Origin of the sequence: Streptomyces sp. NPDC051109 (assembly GCF_044455885.1) — a bacterium.
Lineage (GTDB): Bacteria > Actinomycetota > Actinomycetes > Streptomycetales > Streptomycetaceae > Streptomyces.
Genome location: NZ_JBITFF010000002.1, coordinates 376,848 through 402,018, shown reverse-complemented (window position 1 = coordinate 402,018; position 25,171 = coordinate 376,848). Strand labels below are relative to the sequence as shown.

The 25,171-nt window shown below is 73.5% G+C and carries 24 protein-coding genes; 16 read left to right on the top strand and 8 right to left on the bottom strand.

Going from position 1 to position 25,171, the window contains the following annotated elements:
* Window positions 1-5: 5 nt before the first annotated feature.
* Window positions 6-1,247, top strand: a complete 1,242-nt coding sequence (locus ACIBAD_RS04835) for a cytochrome P450 (protein ID WP_398904502.1) — start codon at window positions 6-8, stop codon at window positions 1,245-1,247.
* A gap of 130 nt (window positions 1,248-1,377) precedes the next feature.
* Here ACIBAD_RS04835 and ACIBAD_RS04830 read toward each other — a convergent pair whose 3' ends face one another.
* From ACIBAD_RS04830 to ACIBAD_RS04820, 3 genes are all read right to left on the bottom strand, one after another.
* Complete coding sequence (locus tag ACIBAD_RS04830; protein WP_398904500.1) at window positions 1,378-2,061, bottom strand: HAD family acid phosphatase; 684 nt, start codon at window positions 2,059-2,061, stop codon at window positions 1,378-1,380.
* Window positions 2,062-2,149: 88 nt separating this feature from the next.
* Window positions 2,150-2,908 carry a 3-hydroxybutyrate dehydrogenase gene (locus tag ACIBAD_RS04825; RefSeq protein WP_134069009.1) on the bottom strand — a complete coding sequence of 253 codons (759 nt, stop codon included), beginning with the start codon at window positions 2,906-2,908 and terminating at the stop codon, window positions 2,150-2,152.
* A 135-nt stretch (window positions 2,909-3,043) separates the two neighbouring features.
* Window positions 3,044-4,090, bottom strand: a complete 1,047-nt coding sequence (locus ACIBAD_RS04820) for an alpha/beta hydrolase family esterase (protein ID WP_398904497.1) — start codon at window positions 4,088-4,090, stop codon at window positions 3,044-3,046.
* A gap of 85 nt (window positions 4,091-4,175) precedes the next feature.
* Here ACIBAD_RS04820 and ACIBAD_RS04815 point away from each other — a divergent pair, with 85 nt between their 5' ends.
* From ACIBAD_RS04815 to ACIBAD_RS04785, 7 genes are all read left to right on the top strand, one after another.
* Window positions 4,176-5,144, top strand: a complete 969-nt coding sequence (locus tag ACIBAD_RS04815) for a LysR family transcriptional regulator (protein ID WP_398904495.1) — start codon at window positions 4,176-4,178, stop codon at window positions 5,142-5,144.
* Window positions 5,141-6,049, top strand: coding sequence for a serine hydrolase (locus ACIBAD_RS04810; RefSeq protein ID WP_398904493.1), 909 nt, complete (start codon window positions 5,141-5,143; stop codon window positions 6,047-6,049). Before ACIBAD_RS04815 ends, ACIBAD_RS04810 begins: the two co-directional genes overlap by 4 nt.
* Before the next feature lie 122 nt (window positions 6,050-6,171).
* Window positions 6,172-7,383, top strand: a complete 1,212-nt coding sequence (locus tag ACIBAD_RS04805; RefSeq protein WP_398904491.1) for a sensor histidine kinase — start codon at window positions 6,172-6,174, stop codon at window positions 7,381-7,383.
* Complete coding sequence (locus ACIBAD_RS04800) at window positions 7,380-8,045, top strand: response regulator (RefSeq protein ID WP_398904489.1); 666 nt, start codon at window positions 7,380-7,382, stop codon at window positions 8,043-8,045. The genes ACIBAD_RS04805 and ACIBAD_RS04800 overlap by 4 nt, the downstream gene beginning before the upstream one ends.
* 133 nt (window positions 8,046-8,178) lie before the next feature.
* Window positions 8,179-8,475, top strand: coding sequence for an SHOCT domain-containing protein (locus tag ACIBAD_RS04795; protein WP_398904486.1), 297 nt, complete (start codon window positions 8,179-8,181; stop codon window positions 8,473-8,475).
* A 70-nt stretch (window positions 8,476-8,545) separates the two neighbouring features.
* Window positions 8,546-9,304 (top strand): carbonic anhydrase, encoded by a 759-nt coding sequence (locus tag ACIBAD_RS04790; RefSeq protein ID WP_134069003.1) that lies wholly within the window; start codon window positions 8,546-8,548, stop codon window positions 9,302-9,304.
* 109 nt (window positions 9,305-9,413) lie between these two features.
* A complete protein-coding gene (locus tag ACIBAD_RS04785; RefSeq protein WP_134069002.1) occupies window positions 9,414-10,094 on the top strand; it encodes a hemerythrin domain-containing protein in 681 nt (226 codons plus the stop codon).
* Window positions 10,095-10,177: 83 nt separating this feature from the next.
* Here the strand turns inward: ACIBAD_RS04785 and ACIBAD_RS04780 are convergent, their stop codons facing one another.
* Together ACIBAD_RS04780 and ACIBAD_RS04775 are read right to left on the bottom strand one after the other, a co-directional pair.
* Window positions 10,178-10,864: a beta-glucanase gene (locus ACIBAD_RS04780; RefSeq protein ID WP_398904483.1), complete on the bottom strand. Its 687-nt coding sequence runs from the start codon at window positions 10,862-10,864 to the stop codon at window positions 10,178-10,180.
* A 133-nt stretch (window positions 10,865-10,997) separates the two neighbouring features.
* Window positions 10,998-11,402 carry a DUF5997 family protein gene (locus tag ACIBAD_RS04775; protein ID WP_134069001.1) on the bottom strand — a complete coding sequence of 135 codons (405 nt, stop codon included), beginning with the start codon at window positions 11,400-11,402 and terminating at the stop codon, window positions 10,998-11,000.
* Between the two features lie 58 nt (window positions 11,403-11,460).
* Between ACIBAD_RS04775 and ACIBAD_RS04770 the strand changes: the two genes are divergently transcribed.
* Window positions 11,461-12,288: a LysR family transcriptional regulator substrate-binding protein gene (locus tag ACIBAD_RS04770; RefSeq protein ID WP_398904481.1), complete on the top strand. Its 828-nt coding sequence runs from the start codon at window positions 11,461-11,463 to the stop codon at window positions 12,286-12,288.
* Between the two features lie 81 nt (window positions 12,289-12,369).
* Here ACIBAD_RS04770 and ACIBAD_RS04765 read toward each other — a convergent pair whose 3' ends face one another.
* The 3 genes from ACIBAD_RS04765 to ACIBAD_RS04755 all read right to left on the bottom strand — a co-directional run bounded on the left by ACIBAD_RS04765 (window position 12,370) and on the right by ACIBAD_RS04755 (window position 14,735).
* Entirely contained in the window at window positions 12,370-13,110 is a 741-nt protein-coding gene (locus ACIBAD_RS04765) for a PP2C family serine/threonine-protein phosphatase (protein WP_134068999.1), read from the bottom strand.
* A 37-nt stretch (window positions 13,111-13,147) separates the two neighbouring features.
* Window positions 13,148-14,287 (bottom strand): site-2 protease family protein, encoded by a 1,140-nt coding sequence (locus tag ACIBAD_RS04760; protein ID WP_398904478.1) that lies wholly within the window; start codon window positions 14,285-14,287, stop codon window positions 13,148-13,150.
* Between the two features lie 91 nt (window positions 14,288-14,378).
* Entirely contained in the window at window positions 14,379-14,735 is a 357-nt protein-coding gene (locus ACIBAD_RS04755; protein ID WP_134068998.1) for a hypothetical protein, read from the bottom strand.
* Window positions 14,736-15,001: 266 nt separating this feature from the next.
* On the opposite strand from ACIBAD_RS04755, the gene ACIBAD_RS04750 reads away from it, so the two are divergent.
* The 7 genes from ACIBAD_RS04750 to ACIBAD_RS04720 all read left to right on the top strand — a co-directional run bounded on the left by ACIBAD_RS04750 (window position 15,002) and on the right by ACIBAD_RS04720 (window position 25,072).
* Window positions 15,002-17,122 carry a hypothetical protein gene (locus ACIBAD_RS04750; RefSeq protein WP_398904475.1) on the top strand — a complete coding sequence of 707 codons (2,121 nt, stop codon included), beginning with the start codon at window positions 15,002-15,004 and terminating at the stop codon, window positions 17,120-17,122.
* 50 nt (window positions 17,123-17,172) lie between these two features.
* Entirely contained in the window at window positions 17,173-18,819 is a 1,647-nt protein-coding gene (locus tag ACIBAD_RS04745; RefSeq protein ID WP_134068996.1) for an ABC transporter substrate-binding protein, read from the top strand.
* Window positions 18,820-18,911: 92 nt separating this feature from the next.
* Window positions 18,912-19,502 carry an NIPSNAP family protein gene (locus tag ACIBAD_RS04740; RefSeq protein WP_134068995.1) on the top strand — a complete coding sequence of 197 codons (591 nt, stop codon included), beginning with the start codon at window positions 18,912-18,914 and terminating at the stop codon, window positions 19,500-19,502.
* Between the two features lie 211 nt (window positions 19,503-19,713).
* Window positions 19,714-21,495: a hydrogenase maturation protein gene (locus tag ACIBAD_RS04735; RefSeq protein ID WP_398904473.1), complete on the top strand. Its 1,782-nt coding sequence runs from the start codon at window positions 19,714-19,716 to the stop codon at window positions 21,493-21,495.
* Between the two features lie 115 nt (window positions 21,496-21,610).
* Entirely contained in the window at window positions 21,611-22,669 is a 1,059-nt protein-coding gene (locus ACIBAD_RS04730; protein WP_053693570.1) for a hydrogenase expression protein HypE, read from the top strand.
* Between the two features lie 100 nt (window positions 22,670-22,769).
* Window positions 22,770-24,554: a nickel-dependent hydrogenase large subunit gene (locus tag ACIBAD_RS04725; RefSeq protein WP_134068993.1), complete on the top strand. Its 1,785-nt coding sequence runs from the start codon at window positions 22,770-22,772 to the stop codon at window positions 24,552-24,554.
* Window positions 24,551-25,072, top strand: a complete 522-nt coding sequence (locus tag ACIBAD_RS04720; protein WP_398904470.1) for a hypothetical protein — start codon at window positions 24,551-24,553, stop codon at window positions 25,070-25,072. Before ACIBAD_RS04725 ends, ACIBAD_RS04720 begins: the two co-directional genes overlap by 4 nt.
* Window positions 25,073-25,171: the final 99 nt, after the last annotated feature.

Genomic DNA, 25,171 nt, shown 5'->3' with positions numbered 1-25,171 from the left:
CCGGCATGAAGCAAGGCATCCTGAGCGACATCCTCGACTACTCGAACCGCGCGAACCCGTACCCGCTGTACGCGGAACTGCGCAAGACCCCGGTCTTCCACGACGGGGACGGCCCGTACGTCATCAGCACGTACTACGACATCCAGAGCCTGCTGCACGACCCGCGGCTCAGCTCCGACGCCCGCAACCTGGCCGCGAGCGCCGGGGACCCGCTGGCCGGCGCCGAGGACGAGGGAGCTGCGGCCCTGCCGCCGAGCTTCCTCAAACTGGACCCGCCGGAGCACGACCGGCTGCGCCGGATGACCAACCGCCCCTTCGGGCCGCCGCACTCCCCGCACCGCGTCGACGACATGCGCGACTTCCTCCGCACCACCGTCACCGGACTCATCGACAACCTCGGCGACCCGGAACGGATCGACCTGGTCGACCAGTTCGCCTACCCGTTCCCCGTCACCATGATCTGCCGGCTGCTCGGCGTACCGCGCGAGGACGAGGCCCGCTTCCACGTCTGGGCGGACACCCTGGCCGCGAGCCTGGACCCCGATCCCGACGCCGACCCGAAGGAGCGGGAGAAGAAGACCCACGACGCCCGGATGGAACTGGGCATGTACCTGGCCGGGCTGATCGAGGAGCGCCGCAAGAACCCCGGCGAGGACATGCTCTCCCAACTCGCCGTCGGACACGGCCAGGACGAGACGATGAGCACGATGGAGCTGCTGAGCACCGCGGCCCTGCTGCTCATCGCGGGCCACGAGACCACCGTCAACCTCATCACCAACGGGATGCTCACCCTGCTGCGCCATCCGGACGTGCTGCAGCAGCTGCGCGACACGCCCGGCCTCGTCGTGCCCTTGGTGGAGGAGCTGCTGCGGTTCGAGCCGCCGGTGCAGCTGCTGCCGCAGCGCACCCCGCTCGTGGACATCGAGGTCGGCGGGGTCACCATCCCCAAGGGCTCCTCGATGTGGCTGATCCTCGCCTCCGGCAATCGGGACCCGAACCGCTTCGAGAACCCGGACCGCTTCGACCCGTACCGCAAGGACATCCAGCACCTGGGCCTCGGCAGCGGCATCCACAGCTGCTTCGGGGCCCCGCTGGCCCGGCTGGAGGCGCAACTCGCGCTGAGCGAGCTGGCCCGCCGCCTGGAGAACCCGCGGCTGGTCGAGGATCCGCCGCCCTACCGGCAGAATGCGGTGCTGCGCGGCCCGCGCCACCTGCGGATCGCGAGTGACGGGGTCCGCCCCTCCTGAAGCCGCGGGCCGGTTCCGCGGCCCGCGGCTCCTCGCGCGGGCGGCGAGGGCCGAGGCGCGGGGATGGCGAGGGACGAGGGGTGCCGGTGCCGGCCGTCGGCCTGTGCGCAGGCGGTCGGCACGGAACCGGCTAGGAGAGCTTGCCGTCGTAGTCCGGCAGCTTGAAGGTGCGCTCGGCGTGGCCGCCGACCAGGTCGCTGTTGTTGTTGCCGATGTTGGCGATGATCGTGTAGCCGCGGCCCTCGATCTCGGCGCGCTTGCCCGTCTTGTACGCGCTGACCTCGTCGAAGAGGTCGGGCAGGTCCCGGACGTACAGCCCCGTGACGGGGTAGCCGACCGCCTTGAGGTTGTGCTCGGTGAGGGACTGAATGATCCCGGGGCGAGCGGTGACGAAGAAGATGGCGACGCCGTGCTCGTCGGCGTACCGGGTCAGGTCGCGGACCTCGGAGATCGCCGGAGTCGGGAACGTCCAGAACCAGTGGAAGTCCGTCTCCAGCGAGGAGTTGTCGATGTCGAGGACGATCGCGGGCTTCTCGCCGGCGGGCGACTGGGCGATGCGCTGCTCGACGTACGGGCGGGCCGTGGTCATGACGGTGGCGACATCGCGCTTCCACGTGCCGTAGTCGACACCGCGCAGGAGGGCGTTGCCGCCGGGCGCGGACGCGGTGGCCGCTGCAGGGGCGGCCGCCGGGGCCGGGGCCGGGACAGGAGCGGGCGCGGCCTCGGCGGAGGCCGCGGGGGCCAGCATCAGGACGACGGTGGCCGCAGCCGTGGCGGTGGCGGTGCCGAGCAGGCGGGCGCGGGTGCTGCGCATGTGGGGGCGCTCCTAGGGGCCGAATTTGACATGTACGGAGCCAGAATCCGTGCGATCGAACCCCCTGTCTACTGGTCGGTAGTTAAATTCAGGTGGCCGTCCAGCCACCATCGAGGGGGAGTGAGGTTCCCGTGAGGTAGCCGGTGTTGGGCCCGCAGAGCCACACCGCCGCCGCCGCGACCTCCTCGGGCTCGATCAGCCGCTTGATCGCGGACCGGGTCAGCAGCACTTCGGACACCACGTCGCCGGGCCCGATGCCGTGCGCGGCGGCCTGCTGCTCGATCTGCGCCTCGACCAGGGGGGTACGGACGTAACCGGGGCTGATGCAGTTGCTGGTCACCCCGTGCGGGGCGCCCTCGACCGCGGCCACCTTGCTCAACCCCTCCAGCCCGTGCTTCGCGGCCACGTACGCGGACTTGTACGCGCTGGCCCGCAGGCCGTGGGCACTGGAGATGTTCACGACCCGCCCCCAGCCGGCCGCGTACATGTGCGGCAGCACGCGCCGCAGCAACAGGAACGGCGCGGTGACCATCACCTGCTGGATCAGGGCGAACCGCTCGGGCGGGAACTCGGTGATAGGGGCGACGTGTTGCAGGCCCGCGCTGTTGACCAGGATGTCCACCGCGGTCGGCAGCCGCTCGATCGCGGCCGGATCGGCGAGGTCGACGACGTGCGCCTCCCCGCCGACGAGTTCCGCGACGGACTTCGCCGACTCCTCGGAGATGTCGGCCACGTGCACGGTGGCGCCCGCTGCGGCCAGGGCGATCGCGCAGGCCCGCCCGATGCCGCTGCCGCCGCCGGTCACCAGCGCGACGCGCTCCCGCAGGAAAGGAAGTTGGCTCGTCATGGCTGAACCCTAGGGAGGGCGGACGGCAGCGCCCATGGCCGCGCACACCACACTCCGGGACGAAGGTGTGGTGCGCGCCGCCATGGGCGAGGGCGTGCGGCGACGGCCGCGGTCAGCTTGCGGCGACGGCCGCGGTCAGCGCTTCTGTGCGGTGAGGAAGTCGAGCAGGGTGCTGCTCGCGTCCAGTGCGGTGCTGACGGACCCGAAGCCCGCGGGCGGCGCCATCGTCGACCCGGGCCAGGTGTGGCCGGCCCCGTGCATGAGGAGCAGTCGCACCGTCGCCCCCGCCGGGCCGGGGGGCCAGGTGACCGAGTCGTAGCCGGGCTTGCCCTCCTCCACGGGAGCCCCGGCCCCGGCCGCGGCGGCGAAGGCCTCCATGCCCGCCCGGGCGGACATCGTGGGCGTGATGGGCTCCTCGCCGGGAGCGGCCGGCCCGGGAGTCGGCAGACCCGCAGGCGGTCGCACGGGGTCCTCCGCCCCGTAGACGGTGAGGACGGGAACCGGGCCGGTGGGCTTCACCGCGGCGGCCCCGGTGGGGAGTTCACCGGAGACGGAAACCGCGCCCGCGACCAGCTCCGGGCGCTGCGCCGCCATCCGCAGCGCCATGGAACCGCCGTTGGAGAACCCGGCGACGTAGACCCGGTGCGGATCGGCCCGGCCGGTGCGCACGAGCTCGCCGACCAGCGCCTCGGTGAAGCGGACGTCGGCGTCCGGATCGGGCCGCTGCGGGGAGGGCGCGCTGCCTGCGCCCCAGGCCCTGCCCAGGGCCTCCGGGTAGACGAGGAGCATGCCGCGCGCCTCGGCGGCCTTGTCCAGGCCGCTCTGCTCGCGCAGTTGCGCGGCGTCGGCCCCGCGCCCGTGGAAGGCGATCAGGAGCGGCCGGGGTCCGCCGTCCGCCGCGGCCGGGCGGTGCACCAGGTACTCCCGGGTGCCGCCGTCCACGCTCAGCCGCTCCCGGCTGTCGACGCCGGGGACGGCGGGGGCGGAAGCGGGGACCGAGGCGCCCGGGGTCGCGCTCGCCCCGGCCGCGGCGGGCGGACGCGAGTCCGTCGAGCAGCCGGTGAGCCCGGCGGCCGTCAGCGCGAGGCCGAGGGCCAGGGCGGCGGCGTACGGGGCGCGACGGATGGCCGTGCGCCGGGCCGCCGCACGGCGGGAGGACGGGGGGAAAGGGTTCGAGGACATGCCCGGAGCAGACCACCGCGGGCCGCCCTCCGTCCAAGATCGGTATGAATCTCAGATCGATCAATCTCCGATATCGTTGCTGATCGTGGACCTGATCCGGCATCTGCAGTGCTTCGTGGCTGTTGCAGAAGAAAGACACTTCGGCCGTGCCGCCGAGCTGCTCGGCATGGCCCAGCCACCCCTGTCCCAGCGCATCCAGCGCCTGGAACGCGAGCTCGGGGTCCGCCTCTTCGAGCGCACCAGCCGCCAGGTGACCATCACCGCGGCCGGCACGATGCTGCTGGAGGACGCGCGCCTGCTGCTCGCCCGCGCGGACGCCCTCACCGCCACCGCCCGCCGCATCCGCGAGGGCGAGAGCGGACTCCTGCGCGCCGCGCTGCCGCCCGACCTCGCCGCCGAGGCGGTCGCCGCGATCCTGGCCGCCTTCCGGCAGCACCGCCCCGGCGTGGATCTGGAGCTCCACGAACTGTCCACCGCCGAGCAGCTGGCCCGGTTCACCTCCCGCGAGCTCGACGTCGGGCTCGTCCGGCATCCCTGCGACCTCGCCGGGCTGGAGCTCGGGCCGGTCCTGCGCCGCGAACTCGGCGTACTGCTGCCCCGCGAAGCACCGGCCGCTGCCCTGGACGAGGTACCGCTCGCCGCCCTCACCGGATACGGCCTGGTCCTCTTCCCGCGCGCCGAGGCCCCCGCCCTGCACGACGACGTCCTGAACACCTGCGCCCGCGGCGGCTACACCCCCGCCACCGTCCGCCAGGGCAGCGGCACCGGGTTCGTGCGCGGCCTCGTCCTCTCCGCGAACGCCGTGGCCTTCGCCCCGCGCGACACCGCGCCGGAGGATGCCGCCGGCCCGCACGCGGACATCGTCTGGAGGCCCCTCGCCGGCGCCCCGCTGGCCTGGCGCCACAGCGTCGCCTGGCCGCGGGGCCGCGGCGACGCGGCCGTCGGGGCCTTCGCCGAAGCGACCACGCGCGCCCTGTGGAACACTGCGGCGGTGACCGCCGACGCACCCGCACGGCCGCTCCACCTGCGCCCGGCGGCGGAGTACTGGCTGTGAACGACACCCTCCGCCGCATCGCCGCGGCCTTCGCCGAAGCAGGCGTCAGCGGCCGGCTGCACGCCGTGGACATCGATTCCGGTACGGAGATCGACGCCGGCGCGGACCACCCGGTCGTCACCGCCAGCGTGCACAAGCTCTGCCTGCTCGTCGCCCTGCACCAGCAGGCCGCCGCCGGCTTGCTGGACCTCACCGAACAGGTCGAGTGCCCGCCGGCCGACCGCGCCGCCGGGCCCACCGGTCTCGCCGCCATGCTGGATCCCGTACGGATGTCCCTGCGCGACGCCGCCTACCTGATGACGGCCGTCAGTGACAACGCCGCCGCCGACCTGCTCCTCGCACGGATAGGCCTCGACGCCGTCAACGGGGCCACGGCGCGGCTCGGCCTGACCCGCACCCGCGCCGTCCACACCTCCTTCCGCTCCCTGTTCGCCACCGTCCGGGAGGACGCGGGCCCGGCGGGCGCCCAGGCCCTCGCCGATCCGCAGGTCCTCGCCCGGCTCCGCGCCCTCGACCCGGCCCGGAGCAACCGCAGCACGCCCCGCGACATGACCCGGCTGCTCACCGCCGTCTGGCGCGACGAGGCCTGCACCCCCGAACACGGTGCCGCGATCCGCCGACTGCTCGGACTCCAGGTGTGGCCGCACCGGATGGCCGCCGGATTCCCCTTCGACGACGTGCACGTGGCCGGCAAGACCGGCAGCCTGCCGACCGTGCGCAACGAGGTCGGCGTCATCGAGTACCCCGACGGCGGCCGCTACGCCGTCGCCGTCTTCACCCGCGCCGCCAGCCCCGCGGCCACCCTCCCCGCGGCGGACGCGGTGATCGGCACCACCGCCCGCATCGCCGTCGACGCCCTGCGCGCGAGGCAGGTCCTTCCGGACCCTGACGGCTTGACCGCCTGACCGCCTGACCGCCTGACCGCCTGACGGCCTGACCGCTGGCCCGGGCGTACTCCGCCGGGAGTACGCCCGATCGGCCCGCCCGGCGGACGACGGCGGCGGGCCCGGGCGTCTAGCGTGGCCGCATGGCGGAGCGGCGGTGGGAGTACTGGGCGGAGCGCACCCGCGACGGACGGCTGCCGTGGCGGTCCTCGCTCCTCGTGGCCGTGTTCGCGCAGGCGGCCACCGGGTGGGTGCAGCAGGTCCAGCCCGGCCGCGAGCCCGTCGGCGCACTCGGGCGGCTCCTGCTGCTCCTCGGGCCCGCCCTGCTGGTGCTGCGCCACCGCTACCCGGTGCCCGTCCTCTACGGAGTCTGCGCCGTCACGCTCGGCTACCTCGCCGGCGGATACCCGTACGGCCCCGTATTCCTCAGCGTCGCCCTGGCCTGCCTCGCCGCCGTCGTCTCCGGACACCGCTATGCCGCCTGGGGCGCGGTGGGCGCCCTGTGGGCCGGACATCTGGTCATCGGACACTGGCTGTACCGCTGGCTGCCGCCGCCCGGCGACGGTCCGGCCCCCTGGGGGACGGAGGGCGGCATCACCGCCTGGGCGATCGCCGTGCTCGCCGCGTCCGAGGTGGTCCGTGTGCGCCGGGAGCAGTGGGCCCGGGACCGGGCGGAGCGGAAGGCCGCCGAGCGGCGCCGGGTGGACGAGGAGCGGCTGCGGATCGCCCGCGAACTGCACGACGTACTGGCCCACAGCATCTCCGTGATCAACGTGCAGGCCGGCGTCGGCCTGGCCCTGCTCGACACGGACCCCGAGCAGGCCCGTACCGCGCTCACCACCATCAAGGCGGCCAGCAAGGAGGCGCTCGGCGAGGTCCGGCAGGTCCTGAACACCCTGCGCGCCCCCGGCGAGGCCCCCCGCGCCCCCGCCCCCGGCCTCGACCGGCTCCCCGAACTGGTCGCCCAGGCGGCCTCGGCCGGGCTCACCGTCTCCGTGACGGGGGAGGCGCAGGCCCGGGGACTGTCGCCGGCCACGGATCTCGCCGCGTTCCGGATCCTCCAGGAGGCGCTCACCAACGTGGTGCGCCACTCGGGCTCGCGGGCCGCCCGGATCCGCGTCACCCGCCCGCTCGGTGCGCTGGAGCTGCAGGTCGACGACGACGGGCCGGCCACCGGCGGCGACGCCGGCGGCACCGGCACCGGCCTGATCGGGATGCGTGAGCGGGCCGCCGCGCAGGGCGGCACCATCGAGGCCGGCCCCCGGCCGGACGGCGGCTTCCGGGTGCTGGCGCGGCTCCCGCTGACGGACACCGGATCGCCGGCGAACCCGGCGTCGAGGGAGGACCAGGAGTGATCCGCGTACTGCTCGCCGACGACCAGGCGCTGGTACGGGCCGGCTTCCGCGCCCTGCTCGACGCGCAGCCGGACATCGAGGTGGCCGGCGAGGCCGCCGACGGGGCCGAGGCCGTGCGCCGGGCGCGGGAACTGCGCCCGGACGTGGCCCTGATGGACATCCGCATGCCGGAGCTCGACGGCCTCGCCGCCACCCGCACGATCACCTCGGACCCCGCACTGGCGGCGGTGAAGGTGGTGATGCTGACCACCTTCGAGCTCGACGAGTACGTCTTCGAGGCGATCCGCTCCGGTGCGTCCGGCTTCCTGGTCAAGGACACCGAGCCGGAGGAACTGCTGCGCGCGGTGCGGGCGGTGGTCGCGGGCGACGCGCTGCTCTCGCCCGGGGTGACGCGCCGGCTGATCGCGGAGTTCGCGGCCCGGTCGAAGGCCCCGGCGGCGGCGGCCGGGCTGGACCGGCTGACCGAGCGGGAGCGCGAGGTGATGGCCCTGGTCGGCCTCGGCCTGTCCAACGCGGAGATCGCCCGCAGGCTGGTGGTCAGCCCGCTGACGGCGAAGACGCACGTCAGCCGGACCATGATCAAGCTCGGCGCCCGGGACCGGGCCCAGCTGGTGGTGCTCGCGTACGAGACGGGTCTGGTCCGGCCCGGCTGGCTCGGCTGAGGCCGCTCCCGCCGGGGCTACTCCCGCAGCCGTACGTGCAGTGCCGCCGGCCGTACGACGACCCGGGGACCCTCCCGGGGCGAGTCTCGGAAGCGACAAGGAACCGCAACCCCTTCCGAGGAGCTGAACCGAGATGAACACCCTGGCCTACGACGGGCCCGGCCCGTGGATCCTCTTCGTCCCGCTGATCTGGGCGGCCGTCGTCTTCGGCGTCGTCACGGTCCTGCGCCGCACGGTGTGGCGCGGCGGCCGCGGCCCGCGCGGACCGTGGGCGACCCGGGGCTCGTACGGCGAGAACTCGCCGATCGCCATCCTGGGCCGCCGGTTCGCCACCGGCGAGATCGACGAGGACGAGTACTGGCGCCGGCTGTCCGTCCTGGACGAGCAGTTCGGCCGGACGGCCCCGGACGCCAGGGGCGGGGCCGGCTGAGCCGGCCGGACTTGCGGTATTCCGCCCCGCACCCGGGCAGGGGCACCCGGGGCGGGGTTACCGTCCCGCGATGGATTCGAACACGCAGACACTGAACACCCCTTCGCCGAGCCGCCGCGGCCTGCTCCTCGCCGCCGCGGCGGGCTCGGCGGCCGTGGGGTCCGTCCTCCCCCTCGCCGCCGCCTTCCCCGCGTCCGCCGCTCCCGCCCCCGCGCCGCCCGTCGAAGCCGTGGCCGCCGCCGGCCCCGTCTCCCCGGAGGAGGCTCTGCGCCGGCTGACCGCCGGCAACCGGCGCTGGCGTACGTACGGGCAGGAGCACCCGCACGAGTCGGCCTTCTTACGGCTGCGGCTCACCAAGGCCCAGCACCCCTACGCCGTCGTCCTCGGCTGCATCGACTCCCGCGTGCCCCCGGAGCTCGTCTTCGACCAGGGCCTCGGCGACCTCCTGACCGTACGATCGGCGGGCGAGGTACTGGACGAAGCCGTCCTCGGCAGCGTCGCGTTCGGGGTCCTGGAACTGAAGATCCCCCTGGTGCTGGTGCTCGGCCACCAGTCCTGCGGGGCGGTCGGCGCCGCGGTCCGCGCGGACGAGACCGGCGAGCCGCTGCCCCCGCACATCCAGTACCTGGCCGATCAGATCCGGCCGTCCATCGACCACACCCGGCAGGGCGAGGCCCGTATCGACGCCACCATCGACGCGCACGCCCGGCGCACCCGTGACCGGCTGGCGGCCGAACCCGCCATCGCCCGGCGCATGGCCGCCGGCGAGCTGGCCGTCGTCGCCGCCCGCTACGACCTCCGTGACCAGAAAGTGCGCACCCTGGGATAGGCCGGGCTCCCCGGGGGCGCTGGAGCGCCGCTGTGCGCCCCTGGTGGAGACCGCCGGCCGCCCGCCACGCTGGAGCCCGGTACACCCACCAGGACGGGGGGCATGGTCGATGTCGACGTCGATGGAGAACCAGGGGAAACCGATCACCACGCACGACATGGTGGTGGTCCACAGGATGTTCCGGCGCGAGTTCGGGGAGGCGGCGGGCCGGGTGCGCGGAGTGCGCCACGGCAGCCGCGCCCAGGTCAGGCTGGTCGCGGAGCGGCTGGAGCTGCTGCTCGACACCCTGCACCACCACCACGAGGGCGAGGACCGGCTGCTGTGGCCCAAGCTCGCCGAACGCCGGCCCGATCAGGGCGAGTTGTGGAAGCGGATGCGGGGCCAGCACGCCGAGCTGTCGGCCCACCTGGCACGGGCGGGCGCCCTGCTCGGCCCGTGGGCGGCCGCCGGCGGGAGTACGCACCGGGAGGAGCTGGCCGAAGCGCTCGACCAGGTGTCCAAGGCCGCCGGGGACCACTTCGACGAGGAGGAGCGCGAGGCGCTGCCGCTCGTCGCGGGGGTGGTGTCGCAGGGGGAGTGGGACGAGATCGGTGACGCGGCCAGCGCCGCCGTACCCAAGAGCAAGCTGTTCACCGTCCTCGGGATGATCCTCAAGGAGACGGACCCGGGCGAGCAGATCCTGATCATGGGCCACCTGCCGCTGCCGCCCCGGGTGCTCTGGCGGGCGGTCGGCGAACGCAACTTCCACCGCCTGGAACAGCGCCTGGCGGCGGCGGTGGGCCATGGTTAGGCCGCTTCTGCTCGGCGAACACGGTGGACCCCGGCCGGTTCCGGGTCGTGGTCCGTGCGCTTCGGGCGGACGGCACGCCGTCCCTAACTGCGGTACACGCGCAGGTCCGAGACCTCGTACGACATCTCGGAGACGTCCGGATCGGGGGCCGGGTGGTAGCGGCCCGCGCACACGGAGAGGTTCACGATGAGGTACGCCCGCCAGCGCCGGCCCACCCCGCTGTGGTCGGAGTACGCGCGGGTGCCGTTGACCCACCAGGTGACCGTGTTCGCACCGAACTTGACCTTGAGGTCGACCCATGCGCCCGGTCGGATGGCGGGGTCGTGGAAGTAGTGCGAGCCCCCGCCCCGGACGTGGTTGGAGAGTTCCAGCAGGTCCGGGTTGTCGGGGTGGTACTCGAAGACGTCGACCTCCTGGCCGCCGTCCCGCCAGGTCCAGATCGCGGGCCAGGCGCCGAGCGCCTCCGGCAGTCGGACCCGGGCCTCCAGCACGTCCTCGGCGCGCAGCAGGAAGCCCTCGTCGCTGCCTTCGGTGGTCAGCAGTCCGGAGTCCCAGTTGCCGTCCGGCCGCCGTGTGGCGCGGAAGGCCCCGCCGCGGCTGTAGGAGGGGTCGTCGACCAGATGATCGAGTTTGTTGTCGCCCGGATTGACCGGGCCGTTGTCGGGGAAGGCCGAGGTCCGGCCGGCGACCCAGCGGGTGGTCGATCCGAAGTCGGCGGAGAAGACGAGGGTGCGGGAGCGCCGGAACGGGGCGAGGAGTTGGGAGATCACACCGCAGCTCTGCCCAGGACGCGCCGTCCGCATTCCGGCGATCTTTGTCGAAATGCGGACGGCAGGGGCGCTTCAGGGCACTTCCGGCGGACGGTGCGCCGCCCCGCCGCCGCGGCGCACCGGCGCACGTGGGTCAGGAGCCGGACTGCTGCCGGCGCTCGGCCTGCTCGGCCTGCTTCTCCTTGATGCGGACCGCTTCCTTGCGGACGTCGGCCTGGGTGGCGCGCTCCTTCTGGAGCCACTCCGGGTTCTCCTGCTTCAGCGCGTCGATCTGCTCCGTGGTGAGGGCCTCGGTGACCCCGCCGCGCGCGAGGCCGGCGATCGAGACGCCGAGCTTGGACGCGACCACGGGCCGGGGGTGCGGGCCGTTGCGTCGCAGTTCCTGCAGCCACTGGGGCGGCTCGGCCTGCAGCGCGTTCAGCTCGCTGCGGGTCACGACACCCTCCTGGAACTCAGCGGGGGTGGCTTCGAGGTACACACCCAGCTTCTTCGCCGCGGTGGCGGGCTTCATGGTCTGGGTGGTCTTGTGCGACGTCATGGGGTCAAGGGTATCGAGCGTGTGCGCTACTTCTGACCACGGCCGGTAACCTGGGCGGGTGACAGGCTCGGAAGCATCTCCCACGGCATCGCCCACGGCGTCTCCCTCGTTCCGGCTCGCGTACGTCCCCGGAGTGACGCCCGGCAAGTGGGTGCGGATCTGGAACGAGCGCCTGCCCGACGTCCCGCTGACCCTCCTCCAGGTGTCCGCGGCCGAAGCCCCGGACGTCCTGCGGGGCAGCGGCGCCGACGCCGCCTTCGTACGGCTGCCGATCGACCGGACGGGGCTGGCCGCGATCCCCCTCTACACCGAGAACACGGTCGTCGTCGTCCCGAAGGACCACCTCGTGGCCGCCGTGGAAGAGGTCTCCACCGAGGACCTCGCCGACGAGATCGTGCTGCACCCGCTGGACGACACGCTGGCCTGGGAGGGCCTGCCCGGGCGGCCCGCGCTGGAGCGCCCCGACACGACGGCGGACGCGATCGAGCTGGTGGCGGCCGGGGTCGGCGTCCTCGTCGTCCCGCAGTCCCTCGCCCGGCTGCACCACCGCAAGGACCTCACGTACCGGACGGTGACGGACGCCCCGCAGTCCCGGGTGGCCCTGTCGTTCCTCGAACTCGACGGTGAACCCACCGACCTGGTCGAGGAGTTCATCGGGATCGTGCGCGGCCGGACCGTCAACAGCACGCGCGGCCGCGGCGCCCCGACCCCGCCGCAGCCCAAGCAGCGCAAGCGGCCCGACGCGGCGGGCGCGGGGCGGGGGTCCGGGGCCGGGAAGTCGGGCGGCAAGAACCCGCGCGGCGGCTCCGGCGGCGCGAAGGGCGGCGCGAAGGGCGGCAAGGGCGCGAAGAGCGCCAAGGGCGGCAAGCCCCGCCGCCGGCCGTAGCGGCGGCCGCCCGGGGCCGCATACGGTCACACGCGGTGACCGTCCGAGCGTCGCGGGTCGCTGGTCGCCGATCCTGACCAGCTAGTCGCCGATCCTGACCAGGGCGAGCGTGATGTTGTCGGGGCCGCCGGCCCCGATGGCGGCTCTCCACAGCTCGAAAGCCGCCTTGCCGTCGTCGTGCACCCGCAGCAGCTCTTCGAGCTCCTCGGGCGGTACCGGATCGGTCAGGCCGTCCGAGCAGACCAGGTAGCGGGCTCCGGCCGACAGTGGCTCCGTCGACACGTGCGGGGTGATCCCGATGTGCCGGCGGGCGCCTCCGAGCGCCTGGGTCAGCACGGACGTGGTGCGCTGCCCCGGTTCCAGCGGCGGATTGTCGTCCACGCTCACCTGCCGGACCTCCTGCGCCGTGGCGTCGAGCACCCGGCTGTCGCCGACGTTGAACGAGATCAGCGAGTCCTCCAGGACGACCGCACCCGCCACGGTGGTGCCCATGGCGGCCAGCTCCGGATCGCTGCCGCCGGCCGCGTGGACCGCGTGGTTGCACAGGGCGAGCGCCTCGCGGACGGCGCCCTCGCTGTCCAAGGAGGGCCCGAGCACCGCCAGTTCGCGCACGACCAGCGCACTGGCCACCTCACCCGCCGGCTGTCCGCCGATCCCGTCGGCGACCGCGACGACGAGCGGCGAACCGAGCGGGAACACGAAGGTCTGCGGATTGCGGGTCACACCGGCGCACAGCGTCCACGGCCCGACGACGAGGCTGTCCTCGTTGTGGTCGCGTACCAGCCCGGCATGGCTGAGGGCGCTCACGGCTATGTACGTCATCGCACCCCCATTGTCCCGCCGCCGGCCCGCCGGCGCGCTACTCGGGCTCCCGGCCCCCGCCCCCGCCGAGCGCCTGCCGCTCCATGAGCCGCATGACGTCCTTCGCGGTGACGATCCCCACCAGCCGGTCCGCGTCCACCACCAGGAGCGGCAGTCCGGTCCCCGGCCGCAGCGCGTCCAGGACCTCGCCCAGCAGATCGCCCGCGGCCGCCACCGCGCACCGCTCCAGCGGTGTCGCCACGTCCCGCACGCGCACTTCCTCGCGCTGCGCCCGCGGGAGCCGGGCCAGCCCGCGTACGTGCACCACCCCGCTGGGGCGGCCGTCGAAATCGATCAGCGGCAGGGCGGAATGCCGGGAGCTCACGACCACCTCGTCGATGAACCGCCGCACGCTCAGCCAGTCGGCGCCGGTCGCCACCGGGCTGGACATGGCATCGGCCACGTGCACACCCCGTAGCCCCGTCCGCAGCACGGCGTGCTGGCGCTCCGCGCCCGCGACGAACGTGATGAAGAGGCCGATGAAGACGAGCCACAGCCCGCTCGACGTCCCGCGCAGGAAGGAGATCCAGCCCACCGCCGTCAGCAGCACGCCCATGACCTGCCCCATGCGCGAGGCCGCCCGGTCCGCCCGGTCCCGGTCGCCCGTACGCCACCACAGCAGGGCCTGGAGCACCCGCCCGCCGTCGAGCGGCGAGGCCGGCAGCAGGTTGAAGACGGCGAGGAAGAGGTTCGTCCAGCCGAGCCAGACCAGGACGGCGGCGGGCACCGCCCAGCCGGGCAGGGAGTGCAGCCCGATCCCCGCGCCGACCGCGGCGCCGCCGATGACCAGGCTGGTGAGGGGGCCGCTCACCGCGACCGCGAAGGCCGCCGGGGCGGTCTGCGGCCGGCCCATCCTGGTCATCCCGCCCAGCGCCCACAGGGTGACGTCCTCGACGGAGATCTTCTTCCGGCGGGCCGTCGCGGCGTGCGCCGTCTCGTGCAGGAGCAGGCTGCCCATCAGCAGCAGGGCCCCCACGACACTGGCGGCGGTGTACACGGCGTTCGAGCGCCCCGGAGTCCACACGGGGAGGGTCTGGCGGCCGAGGCCGTACGCGAACAGCACCACGAGCAGCGGCACGCTCCAGTGCATGCGCAGCGGCACTCCGACGACACGTCCGATGGGGACCGAGCCGTTCATCTTCGTCTCCTGCCGGCTCGGCAGTGGGTCCACCCCCCATTGTCGCCCCGGGACGGCGGACCCGTACCCGGAGCGACCGGTGCCGCGGGGCTCAGGCCTCCGTGGCGGCCGGAGCGGCCAGGGCCCCGTCGAGCTCCCACGCGTGCCGCTTGTACTCGCGCAGGAAGTCGCCGTGGTCCTCCCACTGGCGGGCGATACCGCGCAGCACGTCCCAGTGGTGCTCCACCGACTGGTCGATCACACGGCGCAGTGCCGGCTCGGCCGTCGCCCGCTTCTCGATGAGCCCCTTGACCGCGGAAGCCTCCAGCACGGCGTTGCGCAGCGCGCGCAGCGCCCGGGAGGTGTCGTCCATCGCGAAACCGCGCTCGCTGCCGGTGGCCTCGTCGAACAGCGGGGTCAGCCGCGCCTCGATGAATGCGGTGATCCGCTCGAAGTGCTGCACGTCCATCGGGGCTCCATCTCGTCTGCTTCCGGGCGCCGCGGCTGCTCGCCGGCGCGGATGCAGAATATCCGCTCAAGATCCGGTGCCGGCGGGCGGCGGTCCCGGAATGCCGCGAAGGCTTCCCCCGCATTCCCCATTGCGGCGTGTCCTCACGGTGTTACCTTCCGTGTCGTCGGCGCGTGCGTCGCACTTTTCGGTCGGGGGCGGGGGGAATGGTGAGCGCAACGACGGAGCTCGGCCATGTGGAAGGGACCGACGCTTTTCTACGGCACATGATCTGGCGGTACCCGGACCTGCGGCAGCCGGTGGTGGCCCTGCTCGGCCCCCGGCAGTCGGGCAAGACCAGCATGCTCCGCTCCCTGTCCCAGGGGTGCGGCTCCACGGTGGTCCACGCCCACCTCGACTTCCACGAGACGCCGCTCGACCCGGTGTCCGCAGCGGCCCTCGTGGCCTTCCAGATGATGCGGGGGTGGGACACGCTGCGCCGCAGCCCCGTCTTCCACCGCTTCGCCCTCGGGCTGCTGGCCCTCAACGAGAACCTGGAGCCGGACCGTGCCCGGGCCACGGACCAGATCAGAGGGCTGATCCAGCAGTACACGCGGGGCACCCGCCGCGGCAGGTTCGCCACCCGGCTGGAAGAGGCGGTGGACGCCACGATGGACGTCGTGGCGACCGGCGTACTCAGCCCGCTCGTGCAGGGCCAGGCACGCGAAGTGGTCACCGCCGTACGGGACCGCGCCCGGCCGGTGATCGGATCGCTGCTCCAGAGCACCGCCCGCTGGGGCCTGCGCGACGCGCTGCGCTGGCACGTCGGCATCCCGGAGGCGGAGGCCGCCGGCTCCCTGGACGCGCTGATCAGGCTGAGTTCCGCCTCGCGCTCGGCCGCGGTCGGGCCGCTGCTGGCGGCGTTCCTCGCCGATGCCAAGGACCAGGCGGAACGGCATCCGGCGCTGCGCTCCGCCTGTTCCTGCGAGCTGCCGCAGGAATACGCCGGCCGGGCCGCCCGGCACGACCACGCGTGGGTCCTCTTCGTGGACGGCGCTCAGACCCCGGCCGGCCGGCGGTTCCTCGCCGCGCTCGTCGCCGCCCGCATACGCAACGAGCAGAACGAGCCGGGCGCGGGCGCCGCCGCCGACCCGCTCGTCGTCCTCGCCGCCTGCGACCAGTGGCAGCCGGAGTGGACCACCCGGTGGTGCGAGCCCTGGCGCACCACCCCCCTGCCGGACACCCCGCAGCGCAGGGTCCCCCTCCTCACCCGTGCCACCCGTACGCGCTGGACCCGGCAGGAGGAGGCCGGCGCCGGACCGGACCCCGCCTCGGCCGCGCACTACTGGTACCCGGTGTGGCTCGACCCGATGTCCGAGGAGCGGGTCTCGTACGTCACCGGCGACACCGCCTCCCTGGCCGCGCCCGTCGCGGCGTCCGTCGTCCACGCCCTCACCGGCGGCCACTGGGGGGCGGCCCTCGCCCTCCAGGACCAGCGCGAGGGCACGCCGCCGGACGCGGATGCCGCGGTACGGGACAGACCCCTGCCCGCCGCGGTCGACGCGAGCGGCAGACCCTTGTGGGCGCGTGCCCTGGAAGCCTGCCTCCCCGAAGGGCTCGCCGCGCCGGCGCCGGGCCGGAGCGCCCCGCCGCCCGCGGTCCTGGCGGCCGCCTACCTGGCGGACATGCGCACCGCCGACGACCCCCGCGTCCCGCCGGACATGGCGGACCTGCCGCGCAGCCTGGAACTGCTGCGCCGCAACCTGTGGGTCAGCACCTTCCACCACCGCCCCTCGCGGATCCGCGAAGTCGGCTGGGGCGACGCGGACAGACCCCCGGTACTGCACCCCTGGCTGAGCCGCTGCGCGCTCACCGCCCTCTCCGCCGCCGCGCCGCCGGACGCCGCCGACGACGCCGAAGGGGGACGCCCCGCCGACCCGTGGCACGAGGTCTTCACCCGCCAGGCCCAGGCCCTGGCCTCCCTGGCCGCCACCCACAACGGCTCGGGCGGCGGCGTCGCCCGCGAGGAACAACAGCTCTTCTACGACCTGGCCCTGGGCGCGTTCGCCCCCGTGGCCGGGGCACTGGCCAACCGGTTCGACCGGGACCACCGCGCCTGGGTGCGCCTCCTCGACTACCTGGCTTCGGCGCCGTGCCGCCTGGTCCACGAGCGCTCCGCCCAGGAGTCGTACGCGGTCCTCCTCGCCGGTGTCGAGGAGACCGGCCGGGACGTCGTGGCGGTCGCCACGGCCAAGCTCCTGGCCCTGCTGTGGCTGTACAACGATCCGCTCACCGAGCGCAGCCGGCGCTGGGACGCCCAGATCGAAGAGGGCTTCGAACGGCTCGCGCACAACTCCCGCCTGCTCGACGTCAGCGCCCTCCAGCAGGCGGGCGCGCTGTTCGCCTGACCCCTCCGCGCCACGCCGCCGCGTGGCCGTGCGCACCGCAAGGAGTCCTCATGCCCGCAGGTGTACGCAACCCCCGACTCGGCAGGCTGCGCCGCCATCCGGTGCTCTCACTGACCGCCGCCCTCCTCCTCCTGGCCGGTGCCGCATTCGGCGGGACATGGGGCTACCGCGTGCTGTTCCCGCCCGCCCTGTCGTGCGGGGCCGGGATGACCGCCGCCGGCAAACCGCCGGCGTGCGTCGGCGTGAACCTCGACAGCACGCCCTTCACCAAGGGCGAACCGGCGCGCATGCGCAAGCTGGAGGAGGCGGTCCGCACCGCCAACCAGGCGGTGAAGGGGAACTCCACCAGCGTCGTGCTGATGCTGAACCTCTCACCCGTGGAAGACGTGGACACGCTGACCTACGAATCGCTGTACCCCAACATCGAGGGGGCCTTGGCCGCCGTCTGGCGCGCCAACAACACGGCGGCGTACGGCAGTACACCCGGCGTCAAGCTGTACCTGGCCAACATGGGCAGCCAGTACGGGTCCTGGCACCAGGCGGTCGAGGCGGTCCGGAAGTACGCGGAGGCCGAGCACGTCTCGGCGGTCGTGGGCCTCGGCCAGAGCACCGAGCAGGCCCGGCAGGCCGCCGCGGCCATCTCCACCCAGCTGCACATCCCGGTCATCGGATCGACGGTCACCGGCAATTCCATGAACGTGGACCCCTCTGACCCGGCGGGCAAGCGGCTGATCCCCGACATGTTCCGGGTCTCGCCCACCAACTCCGACTCCGTCGTCGCGGCCGGCCAGTACGTGACGGGACTGCACCCGGCCGTGACCTCGCTCGCGGTGGTGGCCGACAGCGTCGCCGACGACGACTACACGGCCACGCTGGCGGCGGAGGCCAAGACCCGCTTCCAGGCACCGGGCCGCACGGTGACGGTGCTCCCGTACACCTCGCCCCGCAGCCTGCCGAGCGGGGCCGGCCGCCAGGACTACCTGGTCCAGCAGTTCAACCTGATGCACGCCAACCTTTGCCAGGCCGCACCGTCCGTCGTCTACTTCGCCGGCCGAGGCCGCGACCTCGGAGCCTTCGTGCAGAACTGGGTGCAGGGCACTCCCTGCGGCATCCCCCAGCTGCGCATCCTGGTCGGGGACGACGCCTCCGAGGCCATCCGCGACGACGCGGTCCTCAAGGGCGTGGCTTCCGGCCGGGTCACGGTGGCGTACACGGCCCTGGCCAGTCCGGACGAGTGGGGGACCGAATGCCCCGGATCGGACGCCAAGCGCAACTACGACCAGTTCTGGTCGGCGTTCACCGGGCGGCCCGACCCGTGCACGAAGCAGCCTCTGGCCACCACTCGGTCCGGCGCGACGCCCCTGTCGTTCGACCCCGCGGACCTCGCCAGCGGGCAGGCGATGCTCTCGCACGACGCCGCCGTCGCCGCGATCAGCGCGGCCCGGCACGACGAGGCGGGCCTGAAGAACCCGGGGCTGGAGACCGGCATCCTCCACCAGTTCTACTGCGCGCAGATGCTTCCGGGGGCGAGCGGCTGGCTCTCGTTCGGCGCCGACGGCAACCCGGTCGGCAAGCCCACCCCCATCGTCCAGCTCGGCCCGGACGGGACGACGGAGACGGTCACCCTCACCTGGCCGAGCTCCGCTCCCAACCTGAGCCTGCCTCAGCGGGGCGGCACGGGCGCCCCCGGCTGCTGACCGGGCCGGGACCGGTCGGTCCACCGGCGGGGCCGGTACCGGGCCCGGTCCACTGACGGAAGGTGTCAGTGGACCGGCCCTAGTCTGCGCGCATGATCGTGGAACTCAGGCAGTACACCCTGCACCCGGGCGCCCGGGACACCCTGATCGCGCTCTTCGAGCGCGAGTTCGTCACCGGACAGGAGGCGGCGGGCATCACCGTCGGTGGGCGGTTCCGGGACCTGGACGACCCTGACCGCTTCGTCTGGCTGCGCGCCTTCCCGGACATGGAGCAGCGCGAACGCTCGCTGCGCGCCTTCTACGGCGGCCCCGTCTGGCAGGAGCACCGGGACCGGGCCAACGCGACCATGGCGGACTCCGACGACGTCCTGCTCCTGCGGGGCCCGGGCTTCGCAGCCCCGGCCGGAGGCGGACCGGTCGCGGTGACCGTCTGCCACCCCTCGGCCCCGTCCTTCGCCGGTCACTTCGAGCGGGTCCTGCGGCCGAGGCTGACCGCCGCCGGCCGCGCGCCGATGGCGGTCCACCGCAGCGAGCACGCCCGGAACACCTTCCCCGCCCTGCCCGTACGCACCGGCGAGGACGTGCTGGTCTGGTTCACGGCCGGGGAGGCTCCGCCCCTCCCGGACCTTTCCGCGCACCTGGCCCGGGATCCGCACCACCTGCGGCTCGCCCCGGTCGGCTGACCCGGACCCCGTCGCGCCGCCCGGGCCCCGGCCGGCCGGGACCACCGGGCCGTGGCCGTCGCCCTTCCACCAGGTGGCGGCTCCGGGTGGCCACTTCCGGGTGACACCCCCGTAGGCCTCACCGGCCCGCGGCCTCGCGTGGTCGACGATCGCCAGCGGCCGTACCTGCCGCGGCCGCAGATCGCCGGGGGCCGGACGCTTGGGAGATCACGTGCACATCCTGCTCGCCGCCAGCGCGTTCAACAGTCTCACTCAGCGCGTACACGCCGAGCTGAGGGACCGCGGGCACAGCGTGGCGGTCGAGCTCGCCCTGCCCGGCGTCTCCCTCGCCGAAGCCGTCGACCGCCACCGGCCGGACCTCGTGCTCGCGCCCATGCTGAAGACGCCCATCCCCCGAGAGGTCTGGTCCGCCCACACCTGTCTGATCGTCCACCCGGGGCCCGTGGGTGACCGCGGGCCCTCCTCGCTCGACTGGGCCGTCACCGAGGAGGCGACCCGCTGGGGCGTCACGGTGCTCCAGGCCTGCGAGGAGATGGACGCGGGCGACGTCTGGGCCACCGCGGACTGCCCGCTGCCGCCCGTCGCCAAGGGCGACGCGTACCGCGGCGAGATCGCCGACGCCGCGCTGTCCGCCGTGCTGACGGCCGTCGCCCGCTTCGCCTCCGGCACCCACGTCCCCGAGCGGCAACGATCCGGCCGCGCCCGGCCGTACCTGCGCCAGGAGCTGCGCCGGATCGACTGGGCGAACGACTCCACGGAGCGCGTCGTCCGCGCGCTGCGCGCCGCCGACTCCCAGCCGGGCGTCCTGGACGAGCTGCTCGGCAGCCAGTGGTTCCTGCACGGCGGGTACGCCGAGGGCCGGCTGCGCGGCCGCCCCGGCGAGCTGATCGCCACCCGCGCGGGCGCGATCTGCCGGGCGACCGCCGACGGAGCCGTGTGGATCCCCGAGCTCCGGGCGCGGCGCATGCCCGGTGAGCCGGCCCCCGTCAAACTCCCGGCCACCCTCGCCCTCGGCGACCGGCTGCCGCCCCTCCCCGAGATCCCCGCGCCGCCGTACACCGCCGAGCAGGACGCGGACGGCGCGCGCACCTGGTCCGACATCACCTACCGCGAGCGGGGCGGGGCCGGCTTCCTCACGTTCTCCTTCCCCGGCGGCGCGATGAGCACGGCGCAGTGCCGGCGCCTGCTCGCCGCCTACCGGGAGGCCTGCACCCGGCCCGTCTCCGTCCTCGTGCTCGGCGGCGGACGCGACTTCTTCTCCAACGGCATCCACCTCGGCGTCATCGAGGCGGCCGCCGACCCGGCCGAGGAGTCCTGGGCCAACATCAACGCGATGGACGACCTGGTGGAGGCCGTCCTGACCACCACCGACCGGTTCGTGGTGGCCGCGCTCGGCGGCAACGCGGCCGCCGGCGGGGCCATGCTGGCCCTCGCCGCCGACGAGGTCTGGTGCCGTACGGGCGTGGTCCTCAACCCGCACTACCGGCTGATGGGCCTGTACGGATCCGAGTACTGGACCTACACGCTGCCCCGCCGGACCGGAACCGGCGTCGCCGACCGCCTCACCGCCGATGCCCTGCCGATCAGCGCCGAAGCCGCCCGCCGACTGGGGCTGGTCGACCGTACGATCGACTGCGCCCCGCAGGCCTTCGCCGACGAGACCTCCCGGCTCGCCGTCCGCGTGGCGGACTCGCCCGCCATCCTGTCCCGGATCGCCGGCAAGAAGGCCCGCCGCGACGCCGACGAGAGCGTCCGGCCGCTCGCCGCCTACCGGGAGGCGGAGCTGGCGCGGATGCGGGAGACCTTCTTCGACCCGCAGGCCTCGTACCACGCCCTGCGCCGCGCCTTCGTACGCAAGGAGCCGGCCGACCGCACCCCGGCCCACCTGGAGCGGACCGTGCCCGGACGGCGCACCGCAGCCCTGCCCTCCCGGCGGCCCCCGGTCACTGGACCGGCCGTACAAGACAGGGCACCGGGCCCGGCCGGCTGCTAGCAAGAAGGGTGAGGCCGGCGCGGAGCACCTGCCCGTCCGCCCCGTCCCCGTTGCACCCCCTCCGCGTCCCCGCCCCACCCACCCCCCCCGCATCCCTTCCCAAGGAGCGATCCTCATGGATGCAGCAACGCCGAGCACGGCAGTAGAGGACCCCCCGATCCACATCCTCTGGATCAACGCCGGACTGAGCTGCGACGGCGACTCGGTGTCCCTGACGGCAGCGATGCAGCCCAGCATCGAGGAGATCGTCATGGGCGTCCTCCCCGGACTGCCCAAGATCGCCGTGCACTGGCCGCTGATCGACTTCGAGTGCGGACCGGTCGGAGGCGCCGACACGTTCATCGAATGGTTCTTCAAGGGGGAGCGCGGGGAGATCGACCCCTTCGTGCTCGTCGTCGAAGGCTCCATCCCCAACGAGAAGATCAAGCCCGAGGGGTACTGGTGCGGCTTCGGCGACGATCCGGAGACCGGCCAGCCCATCACCACCAGCGAGTGGATCGACCGCCTCGCGCCCAAGGCCCTCGCCGTGGTCGCGATCGGCACCTGCGCCACCTACGGCGGCATCCACGCGATGGAGGGCAACCCCACCGGGGCCATGGGCGTACCCGACTACCTCGGCTGGGACTGGACCTCGAAGGCCGGCATCCCGATCGTGTGCGTCCCGGGCTGCCCGATCCAGCCGGACAACTTCTCCGAGACCCTGACCTACCTGCTCTACCAGGCGGCGGGCTCCGCGCCGATGATCCCGCTGGACGACAAGCTGCGCCCCACCTGGCTGTTCGGCGCCACCGTGCACGAGGGCTGCGACCGGGCCGGCTACTACGAGCAGGGCGAGTTCGCCCAGACCTACGACTCGCCCAAGTGCCTGGTCAAGCTCGGCTGCTGGGGCCCGGTCGTCAAGTGCAACGTGCCCAAGCGCGGCTGGATGAACGGCATCGGCGGCTGCCCCAACGTGGGCGGCATCTGCATCGCCTGCACCATGCCGGGCTTCCCCGACAAGTTCATGCCGTTCATGGACGAGCCTCCGGGCGCGAAGGTCTCCGCCACCGCCAGCGGGGTCTACGGCACGCTGATCCGCAAGCTCAGGTCGATCACCGAGCACACCGTGGACCAGGAGCCCAAGTGGCGCCATCCGGGGCGGCAGTTGACCACCGGCTACCGCAAGCCCTGGTGACCGCGCCACCCGCGGCCCCGCGTCCACCCGGCCCGCACCCCACCGCTGCGCCTCTCCCAACCTCCAGCTCCCGTCTCCAAGAAGGGTCACGGCAGACAAGATGACACCGAAGACGAAGGCGGCCGGTGACGGCAGCGGCCTGGTGGAGATGGCCTGGGATCCGATCACCCGGATCGTGGGCAGTCTCGGCATCCACACGAAGATCGACTTCAAGCAGAAGAAGGTCGCGGAGTGCTACAGCACCTCGTCCGTCTTCCGCGGCTACAGCGTTTTCATGCGCGGCAAGGACCCCCGCGACGCGCACTTCATCACCAGCCGCATCTGCGGCATCTGCGGCGACAACCACGCCACGTGCTCCGTCTACACCCAGAACATGGCGTACGGGGTGAAGCCGCCCCACCTCGCCGAGTGGATCATCAACCTGGGCGAGTCGGCGGAGTACATGTTCGACCACAACATCTTCCAGGAGAACCTGGTCGGGGTCGACTACTGCGAGAAGATGGTCCGCGAGACCAACCCCGGCGTCCTCGAACTCGCCGAGCGCACCGAGGCCCCGCACGCCGGCGACCACGGCTACCGCACCATCGCCGACATCATGCGCTCGCTCAACCCCATCGAGGGCGAGTTCTACCGCGAGGCCCTCCAGGTCAGCCGGTACACCCGAGAGATGTTCTGCCTGATGGAGGGGCGCCACGTGCACCCCTCCACCCTCTACCCGGGCGGCGTCGGCACCATCGCCTCCGTCCAGCTCTTCACGGACTACATGAGCCGCCTCATGCGGTACTGCGAGTTCATGAAGCGCGTGGTCCCGCTCCACGACGACCTCTTCGACTTCTTCTACGAGGCCCTGCCCGGGTACGAGGAGGTCGGCCGCCGGCGCGTCCTGCTGGGCTGCTGGGGTGCGCTCAACGACCCCGAGTACTGCGACTTCACATACGCCAACATGACCGACTGGGGACGGAAGATGTTCGTCACCCCGGGCGTGGTGGTGGACGGGAAACTGGTCACCAACGACCTCACCGAGATCAACCTCGGCATCCGCATCCTCCTCGGCAGCTCGTACTACGACGACTGGCAGGGCCAGGAGAAGTTCGTCACCCACGACCCGCTCGGCAACCCGGTCGACGCCCGCCACCCGTGGAACCAGCACACCATCCCGGCCCCGCAGAAGCGGAACTTCGACGACAAGTACAGCTGGGTGATGTCCCCGCGCTGGTTCGACGGCAAGGACCACCTCGCCCTCGACACCGGCGGCGGCCCCATCGCCCGCCTGTGGTCCACCGCCCTGTCCGGGCTCGTCCACACCGACTACGTCCAGGCCACCGGCCACAGCGTGGTCATCACCCTGCCCCGCACCATGACCAAGCCCGAGACCCGCTTCGAGTGGAAGATCCCGCAGTGGAGCAACGCGCTGGAGCGCAACCGCGCCCGCACGTACTTCCAGGCGTACGCGGCCGCCATCGCGCTGCACTGCGCCGAGAAGGGCCTGGCCGAGGTCCGCGCCGGACGCACGCAGACCTGGGAGAAGTTCGAGGTCCCGGACGAGTCCATCGGCGTCGGCTTCACGGAGGCCGTGCGCGGCGTGCTCTCGCACCACATGGTGATCCGCGACGGCAAGATCGCCAACTACCACCCGTACCCGCCCACCCCGTGGAACGCCAGCACCCGCGACACCTTCGGCACCCCCGGACCGTACGAGGACGCCGTCCAGAACACCCCGATCTTCGAGGAGAACTCCCCGGAGAACTTCAAGGGCATCGACATCATGCGCGCCGTGCGCAGCTTCGACCCCTGCCTGCCCTGCGGCGTCCACATGTACGTCGGCGGCGGCAAGACGGTCAAGCAGATGCACGTGCCCACCGGCCTGAGCGGACTGGGCGGATGAGCGCGACGGTGACCGACGCCCATGACGCGGGCCGGCGGGTGGACGAGGTCCTCGACCGGCTGGCCGCCTCCGGCGACCGCGAGGCCTGCGCCGCGGCCGAGGAACTGGTGCGCGTGCTCATGGACTTCTACGGGGCCGGGCTCGCCCGCATCGTGGAGCGGCTCGGCGTGGAGCGCCTCGGCGGGCTGCTGGACGACGAGCTCGTCGCGAGCCTGCTCGCCCTGCACGACCTGCACCCCGAGGACGTCCACACGCGGATCGCCCGCGCCCTGGACACCGTACGGGACCCCGTGGAGCTGATCGGCTTCGATGCGGCCACCGGGGTGCTGCGCCTGCGGTCCGCGCCGGGCGGCGGCTGCGGCTGCGGTTCCGGCGGCGACGCCGTGCCGCAGGCCGTCGAGGACGCCCTGGCCTGCTTCGCGCCCGAGGTGACCTCGGTGGAGCTCGAAGCGGCCGAGCCGCCCCTGCCCCTGCTCCAGATCGGCACCCGCCCGCAGGCCCCGGCGCGGGCCCGGTGAACGCGCCGCAGCCCTGGGCGACGGCGGAGCCGGCCGCCGGCTCCGCCGGGCCCCTTCACCAGGCCGGGCCCCCCCACTCAGCCGGGCTGCGCGGCGCGC